At 70.0% G+C, this 6,510-nt stretch carries 6 protein-coding genes, 1 pseudogene and 1 riboswitch; of the genes and pseudogenes, 4 read left to right on the top strand and 3 right to left on the bottom strand.

Annotated elements, in window-relative coordinates; all coding sequences use genetic code 11:
• Window positions 1–126: 126 nt before the first annotated feature.
• A pseudogene (locus tag BSP109_RS13280) lies at window positions 127–885 on the bottom strand (ISL3 family transposase); the annotation flags it as partial.
• 310 nt (window positions 886–1,195) lie between these two features.
• The gene (thiE, locus tag BSP109_RS13275) at window positions 1,196–1,903 is read right to left on the bottom strand and encodes a thiamine phosphate synthase (RefSeq protein ID WP_101601238.1); all 708 of its coding nucleotides are present in this window, start codon (window positions 1,901–1,903) and stop codon (window positions 1,196–1,198) included.
• Between the two features lie 43 nt (window positions 1,904–1,946).
• A riboswitch (TPP riboswitch) is annotated at window positions 1,947–2,047 on the top strand.
• Here thiE and thiO point away from each other — a divergent pair.
• The 4 genes from thiO (at window position 2,034) to moeB (ending at window position 5,654) form a co-directional block, all read left to right on the top strand.
• Window positions 2,034–3,233: a glycine oxidase ThiO gene (gene thiO, locus BSP109_RS13270; protein ID WP_101601236.1), complete on the top strand. Its 1,200-nt coding sequence runs from the start codon at window positions 2,034–2,036 to the stop codon at window positions 3,231–3,233. Its footprint overlaps the riboswitch before it by 14 nt.
• 29 nt (window positions 3,234–3,262) lie before the next feature.
• Complete coding sequence (thiS, locus tag BSP109_RS13265; protein ID WP_101601234.1) at window positions 3,263–3,502, top strand: sulfur carrier protein ThiS; 240 nt, start codon at window positions 3,263–3,265, stop codon at window positions 3,500–3,502.
• An 11-nt stretch (window positions 3,503–3,513) separates the two neighbouring features.
• A complete protein-coding gene (locus tag BSP109_RS13260) occupies window positions 3,514–4,404 on the top strand; it encodes a thiazole synthase (RefSeq protein ID WP_101601241.1) in 891 nt (296 codons plus the stop codon).
• Window positions 4,401–5,654 (top strand): molybdopterin-synthase adenylyltransferase MoeB, encoded by a 1,254-nt coding sequence (gene moeB, locus BSP109_RS13255; RefSeq protein ID WP_101601232.1) that lies wholly within the window; start codon window positions 4,401–4,403, stop codon window positions 5,652–5,654. Before BSP109_RS13260 ends, moeB begins: the two co-directional genes overlap by 4 nt.
• Before the next feature lie 50 nt (window positions 5,655–5,704).
• On the opposite strand, the gene BSP109_RS13250 is transcribed toward moeB, so the two are convergent.
• Complete coding sequence (locus tag BSP109_RS13250) at window positions 5,705–6,487, bottom strand: SDR family oxidoreductase (protein WP_101601230.1); 783 nt, start codon at window positions 6,485–6,487, stop codon at window positions 5,705–5,707.
• Between the last annotated feature and the right edge of the window lie 23 nt (window positions 6,488–6,510).

Genomic DNA, 6,510 nt, shown 5'->3' with positions numbered 1-6,510 from the left:
GGCTACTGGGAGTAGCCGCCAGGACGACAGGTGCCGGCCCCGAGCACACGCTCGGGGCCAGTACCACTCCCACCGAGCACCAGTACCAGGTACGTGGACTATCCGTACCAACCGACGCTACGCGCCAACCGGGGTGGCGTCGGGCAGCTCTTCGGCCGCGGCTGACTTGTAGCCGGCGAAGCCATCCATCGCGACGTCCTCAATACCGTGACGGAATGTCTGCGATTGGGCGGCCAGCCAGGTCTTGAAGACCTTCTTCGATCGGCCCTCAACGATGTCCAGCAGGCGGGAGGGACCGGTCTTGTCGCGGATCGGGGTGAGATCGATGATGACAGTGACGAACTTGCTGCCGAACGGGGTATGCCGCCACACATGCTCATCGACCCCGAGGACCCGGACACCGTCGAACCTGCTGGGGTCATCGACCAGCAGCTGTTGGCCGGTGGCGAGGATCGCGGTGTTGACGGTGTGCCACGCTGCGCCCAGGCCCGCAGCGATGCGGCTGATGGACATCCTGTCGATGACGAGGCATTTCAGCGCCCACAGCACCGCCGACCTTGACAGCTTCGCCCGCGGTGCGGCGATCCGGGTGAGGTCTTCCCGCCAGACGCGTGCGCAGGTCGGGCACCGGTAGCGGCGGACGCGCACGTGCAGGAGCGTGGGTCGCCAGCCGAGCGGGACATGGACAAGCCTGCGCACCGCGGTTCCGCGGGGGACGCCTTCCGTGCCGCATTCTCGGCACCAGGAGTCGGGATCGTCGGTGGTGGCGCGGCACTCCAAGACTGCTTGATCGACATCGATAGCTTGTCCTGTGATAGTCACGGCGTGGGTGTCGAGGAGGCAGAACGCGTCAAGATCGGGGGTCGTGAAGCTAGGCTTGCCCATGTCGAGGTCTTCCGGATGGAGAGTGTGAGAACTTCCATCTTCAGGGAGGCCTCGACGTCTACCCCGGCAGCGACACGGACGGATCCCCGGCACCAGGCTGTACACCCTCAATTACGAAGAGCCGCTTTCTGCTTCATCACTCCGGTGAGTGAATCGCATTGTGGGTTTTGTCCGGACAACCGACGACGGATTCGCTCAGTTGAGCGCGAGGAGGAGGCCTCGAACCATTCCACGTCGTGAGTGTCGCGTCCCGCTGAATGGAGGCACTGTCGCCGGAGCGAACTGCGACTGTGCGTGGCTGGAGTCGTGACTACCGAAGGGCTGCGCGGAGGCGGCGGGCGGCGGCTTCCGGGTCGTCGGCCTGGGTGATCGCCCGGACGACGACGATCCGCTGTGCGCCGGCGTCCAGGACTTGGCGCAGACGCTGCTCGTCGATCCCGCCGATCGCGAACCACGGCTTCGCGGGGTCCTCGTTGGTGACGCGGTCTGCATCGTTATTCTCCGCATGTGCGACGTCTTCGACGAAGCTCAGTCCGGTGGCCTTGCGGCCCGGCTTCGTGGGGGTCTCCCAGATCGGCCCGGTGCAGAAGTAGTCGACGTCCGGGTCGAGCCGTGCCGCCTGGGCCTGCTCGACCGTGTGCGTCGACCGGCCGATGGCGACCTCGTTGCCCAGCAGCTTGCGGGCCTGGGCGGGGGTGAGGTCCTGCTGGCCCACATGGAAGACATCGGCGCCGATGAGGGAGGCGACGTCCGCGCGGTCGTTGACCGCGAAGAGCTTCCCGTGCGCGCGAGCCGCACGAGCGAGGATCTCCAGTGCTGCGAGTTCATCGGCGGTGCCGATCGACTTGTCGCGCAGCTGGATGATGTCGACGCCGCCGGCGTACGCGGCGTGGAGGAAGCTCTCCAGATCTCCGGGGCCGGTGCGAGCATCCGTGCACAGGTAGAGGCGAGCGGTGGCGATGCGCGCGGCCCTAGCCTGCGCGTCCTCCCCAGCGGGGGCGTCTGTATGATGGCTCACGATCCACGAGTGTAGTCACGACGATGCACGCACTCGTGGGGATCGCGAACTCTGCGGGAGCCCTACGGGGCTGAGAGGGCCCCAGCGCCGACCGTCGAACCTGATGCGGGTCATGCCGCCGAAGGGAAGGATGAGAGCAGTGGAACCGTCGCACCCGGATGCGCCACGCAGCGATGTCGTCATCGTCGGCGCGGGGGTGATCGGCCTCGCCACAGCTTGGCGTCTGCGTGAGCGCGGACTGTCCGTCTCGATCGTCGACCCGGACCCGGGAGGAGCGGCCTCCCGTGCCGCGGCGGGGATGATCGCCCCGGCCAGTGAGGTCCAGTACCAGCAGCACGCCCTGTACCCGCTCATGCGCAAGGCCGCGTCCAACTACCCGGACTTCGTCGCCGGAGTCCAGGCGGCCTCGGGCCACGACGTGGGCTACCGCCGGACGGAGACCCTCGTGTGCGCCGGCACCCCAGCGGACCGGCAGGGCTTGGCCGAGCTCCGCGAGCACCAGAACGCGCACGGGATGGAGGTCGACGCGCTCACGGTCCGTGAGGCGCGCGCGCTGGAGCCGGCACTGTCTCCCCGGTTGGCGGGGGCTTTCCGTGCGGTGGGCGACCACCAGGTCGACCCGCGCAGGCTGGTGGCGGGTCTGATTGCGGCATTGTCCTCGCGGGAGCATCGCGCGCACGCCACGCTCGTCACGCAGGCGGCTGTCCGGCTGTGTGACGACGGCGGGGGAGTCGAGCTGGCGGACGGCTCCCGGATCGCCGCGAGGCACACGATCCTCGCGACCGGCCTGGGCAGCGACCTGTTCGCCGGCCTGCCCGCCTCCCCGGCGGCCGTGCTGCGACCGGTGCATGGCGACATCCTCCGCGCGCGGCTGCCGGACGGCGCCGCGCCGCTCCTCGAGCGCACGATCCGCGGCGTCGTGAACGGTGTGCCGGTCTATCTGGTGCCGCGGGCCGACGGCGAGATCGTCATCGGGGCGACCTCGCGCGAGGACGACCTGGCGGGCGCGAGTGCGGGCGGTGTGTACCGACTGCTCCGTGATGCCCAGACGCTCGTCCCTGCGGTCTGCGACCTGGAACTGGTCGAGGTCATGGCCCGTGCTCGGCCGGGCACCCCGGATGACGTGCCGCTGCTGGGACGACTGCGCGACGGCGATGGTGCCGAGGCACCCGGCCTCATCCTCGCGACCGGCGGCTTCCGGCACGGAGTGCTCCTCGCACCTCTGCTCGCGGATGCGGCCGCGGCGCTCGTCACCGGTGATTCTCGGGGGCCCGACCTCACAGGCGTCCTGCGAACCACCGACCCGTACCGCTTCCACCCGACAGATTGACCCTGGACACCGCTCAGGAAGGACCTTTCATGCCCACCCTCGCCGTCAACGGGGCCGCGCATCCGATCGAGGATGACGCCTCACTCCTGGACCTCGTCGCCCAGACGATCGATCGACCGCTCACTGCGGACGGCACACCGGCGGACGGCGGGCGCCTGGGTGTCGCCGTCGCCCTCGACTCCACCGTCGTCCCGCGCAGCCGCTGGCAGCACACGCGCCTGGTCGACGGCCAGACCGTCGAGATCATCACCGCGATGCAGGGAGGCTGAGAGCCGTGACGATGGCGACTCAGACGACGGCGGACATCCCCACGGACACCGGGGACTCGCTCACCATCGACGGTGTCGAACTCACCTCACGCCTCATCACCGGCACCGGCGGGATCACCTCTCTGAGCGTCCTCGAGGAGGCGCTGCTGGCCTCCGGCACAGAGCTCACCACCGTCGCGATGCGGCGCTACTCGAAGCAGGCCGGCGACTCGCTCTTCGCCCTGCTGGAGCGCAATGGCATCCGCATCCTGCCGAACACCGCCGGTTGCTACACCGCACGCGACGCGCTGCTCACCGCAGAGCTGGGTCGCGAAGCCCTGGAGACGGACTGGGTGAAGCTCGAGGTGATCGCCGACGAGGAGACGCTCCTGCCCGATGCCGTCGAACTCATCGATGCGACGGAACGCCTGGTGGCGGAGGGCTTCACAGTGTTCGCCTACACCTCCGACGACCCCGTGGTCGCGCAGCGGCTCGAGGACGTGGGAGCCACCGCGGTCATGCCGCTGGGCGCGCCGATCGGCACCGGCCTGGGCATCCTCAACCCGCACAACATCGAGCTCATCGCCTCCCGCGCGCAGGTGCCGATCATCCTCGACGCGGGGATCGGGACGGCCTCGGATGCGGCGCTCGCGATGGAACTGGGTTGCGATGCAGTCCTCCTCGCCAGCGCGGTGACCCGCGCGCAGAATCCGGTCCTCATGGGCCGGGCGATGAAGGCCGCGGTCCAGGCGGGACGGCTGGCCGCGCAGGCGGGGCGGATACCCGCTCGCAGGCATGCGCTGGCGTCATCGCCCGCGGACGGGCTCATCGATCCGATCGGCGCTGTGGGGTCGACGGGCGACGCGAACGCGGCCGTCGGCGGGATCCCGCGCGGTGACTGGCCGGAGGTGGGGCAGCCGTGAACGCCACCGTGCAGTCGAGTGCGCTGCCTCCGCTCGTCGAGCCGGGGCCGGAACTCACGGTCGAGGAGATCGAGCGCTACTCCCGCCACCTCACCCTCGAACAGGTGGGGGAGACCGGCCAGCGTAGGCTGAAGAACGCCCGCGTCCTTGTCATCGGAGCTGGCGGACTGGGAGCGCCCGTCCTTCATTACCTCGCTGCCGCCGGGGTGGGGACGATCGGGATCGTCGACGACGACCGCGTGAGCGTCTCCAACCTGCAGCGGCAGGTCCTCCACGGGGTCGAGGACGTGGGCGACCTGAAGACGGAATCGGCTGCTCGGGCGCTCGCCCGCCTCAACCCGCTCGTCGCGGTCCAGCAGCACCCGGTGCGGCTGAACGCCCAGAACGCCCGGGACATCGTCGCGGGCTACGACCTCGTCCTGGACGGGGCGGACAACTTCGGAACCCGGTACCTCGTCTCTGACGCGTGCGCGCTCGAAGAGGTTCCGTGCGTCTGGGGATCGATCCTGCGGTTCGAGGGGCGCGTGAGCGTGTTCTGGTCCGGCCGCGGTCCCACGTACCGCGACCTCCACCCGGAGCCGCCACCCGCAGGTGAGGTCCCCAGTTGCGCGGAGGGTGGCGTACTGGGCATGCTGCCGGGGACCATCGGCTCCGTCATGGCGGCCGAGGCCGTCAAGCTTCTCACCGGGATTGGGGAGCCGCTAGTGGGGCGGCTGCTCCTCCACGACGCGCTCGCCATGACGTGGCGCGAGCTGCGCGTCGTCGCAGACCCCGCGACCCCGTCGGTGACGCGAGTGTCCGACGGGACATTGGACGCGGACGGCCCTGGTGCGTGCGAGCGAGCGCCGGGAGCACCGGGTGAGCCGGGAGCGGAAGCGGAGACGACCTCGGCGGCGAGGGACGATGCGGTCACCGCAGGTGAGCTCGCAGCGATGCTGGACCGGCGCGCTGCGGGGCGTGCGGAGTTCGCCCTCATCGACGTGCGCGAGGACTGGGAGCGCCGCCTGGTCAGCATCCCCGGTGCTGTCCCCGTCGCACTCGACGCACTGCTGGACCACGGGATCGAGGCACTGCCGGCAGAGGCCCGTGGAGTGCCAGTGGTCCTGCACTGCAAGTCCGGGGGTCGATCGGCACGAGCGCTGGCGCGTCTCCAGCCGAACTTCGCGTACCGGGAGGAGACGGTGCGCCACCTGGACGGGGGAGTCCTCGCCTGGGTGCGCGACGTCGCACCGCACCTGCCGGAGTACTGAAGGCGGCATCGACCAGGCAGGTCGCAGAGTCCGTCGTCGTGCACGCCCCGTCACCGCATGACGAGTCCTCCGTCGACGAACAGGCACGCCCCGGTCACGAAGCCCAACCAGTCTGAGGTGAACGCCAGCACGGCGCCGGCCACGTCCTCGGGCTCGGCCAGTCGACGCAGGGGAGTGGCGGCCTCGAGCCCGTCCCGCAGCTGATCGTCCGTGCCCACCGCGGCACCGGTCGACGGCACCAGCCCCGGCGCCACGCAGTTGACCGTCACCCCCAGCGGCCCCAGCTCTGCGGCCATTGCCCGCGACCACCCCAGCAGCGCGGATTTCGCGGTCACGTACTCCGGGTAGGGGACGCCCGGACGCTCGATGAGGTCGGAGAGCACGGACACGATGCGCCCGCGCCCGTGCCCCGTGAGGTCAGGCAGCGCGGCCTGCGTGACCGCGTGCGCGGCACCCACCGCCGCGTTCACCTGCGCGGTGTAGTCCTCGACACTCAGATTCCACGCGGCACGCCGTCCCCGGGGATCGAACTGGAATCCGGCCAGCGCATTGTGGACCACGATGTCGATTGGCCCCAGCTGCTCTCGGGTCTCTTCGACCAGTCGCCTCGCCGCGGCCGGATCCGTCACGTCCGCAGCGATCACGATCCCGCGACCGCCTGCCGCCTCGACATCCGCGACGACCCTTTGGGCGGACTCCGTGTCGCGCAGGCAGTTGATCGCGACATCCGCTCCGTGCTGCGCGAGACCGCGAGCGATGGCCGCCCCGATCCCGCGGCCCGAGCCGGTCACGAGCGCCGTCCGCCCCTCCAGCATCCGACTGGTTCCCAGCATTCTGTCTCCTATACGTCCCATGC

The sequence above is a fragment of the Brevibacterium sp. Mu109 genome (genome assembly GCF_900169375.1).
GTDB classification, from domain to species: Bacteria; Actinomycetota; Actinomycetes; order Actinomycetales; family Brevibacteriaceae; genus Brevibacterium; species Brevibacterium yomogidense_A.
The sequence above is the reverse complement of the archived record's forward strand: the minus strand, read 5'-3'. Positions and strand labels throughout refer to the sequence as shown.

What these genes read in the sequence shown, in the direction of transcription:
- thiO (WP_101601236.1), top strand. Translation starts at nt 2,034, where the DNA reads ATGAGAGCAGTGGAACCGTCGCACCCGGATGCGCCACGCAGCGATGTC.
- thiS (WP_101601234.1), top strand. Translation starts at nt 3,263, where the DNA reads ATGCCCACCCTCGCCGTCAACGGGGCCGCGCATCCGATCGAGGATGAC.
- BSP109_RS13260 (WP_101601241.1), top strand. Translation starts at nt 3,514, where the DNA reads ATGGCGACTCAGACGACGGCGGACATCCCCACGGACACCGGGGACTCG.
- BSP109_RS13250 (WP_101601230.1), bottom strand. Translation starts at nt 6,487, where the DNA reads ATGCTGGGAACCAGTCGGATGCTGGAGGGGCGGACGGCGCTCGTGACC.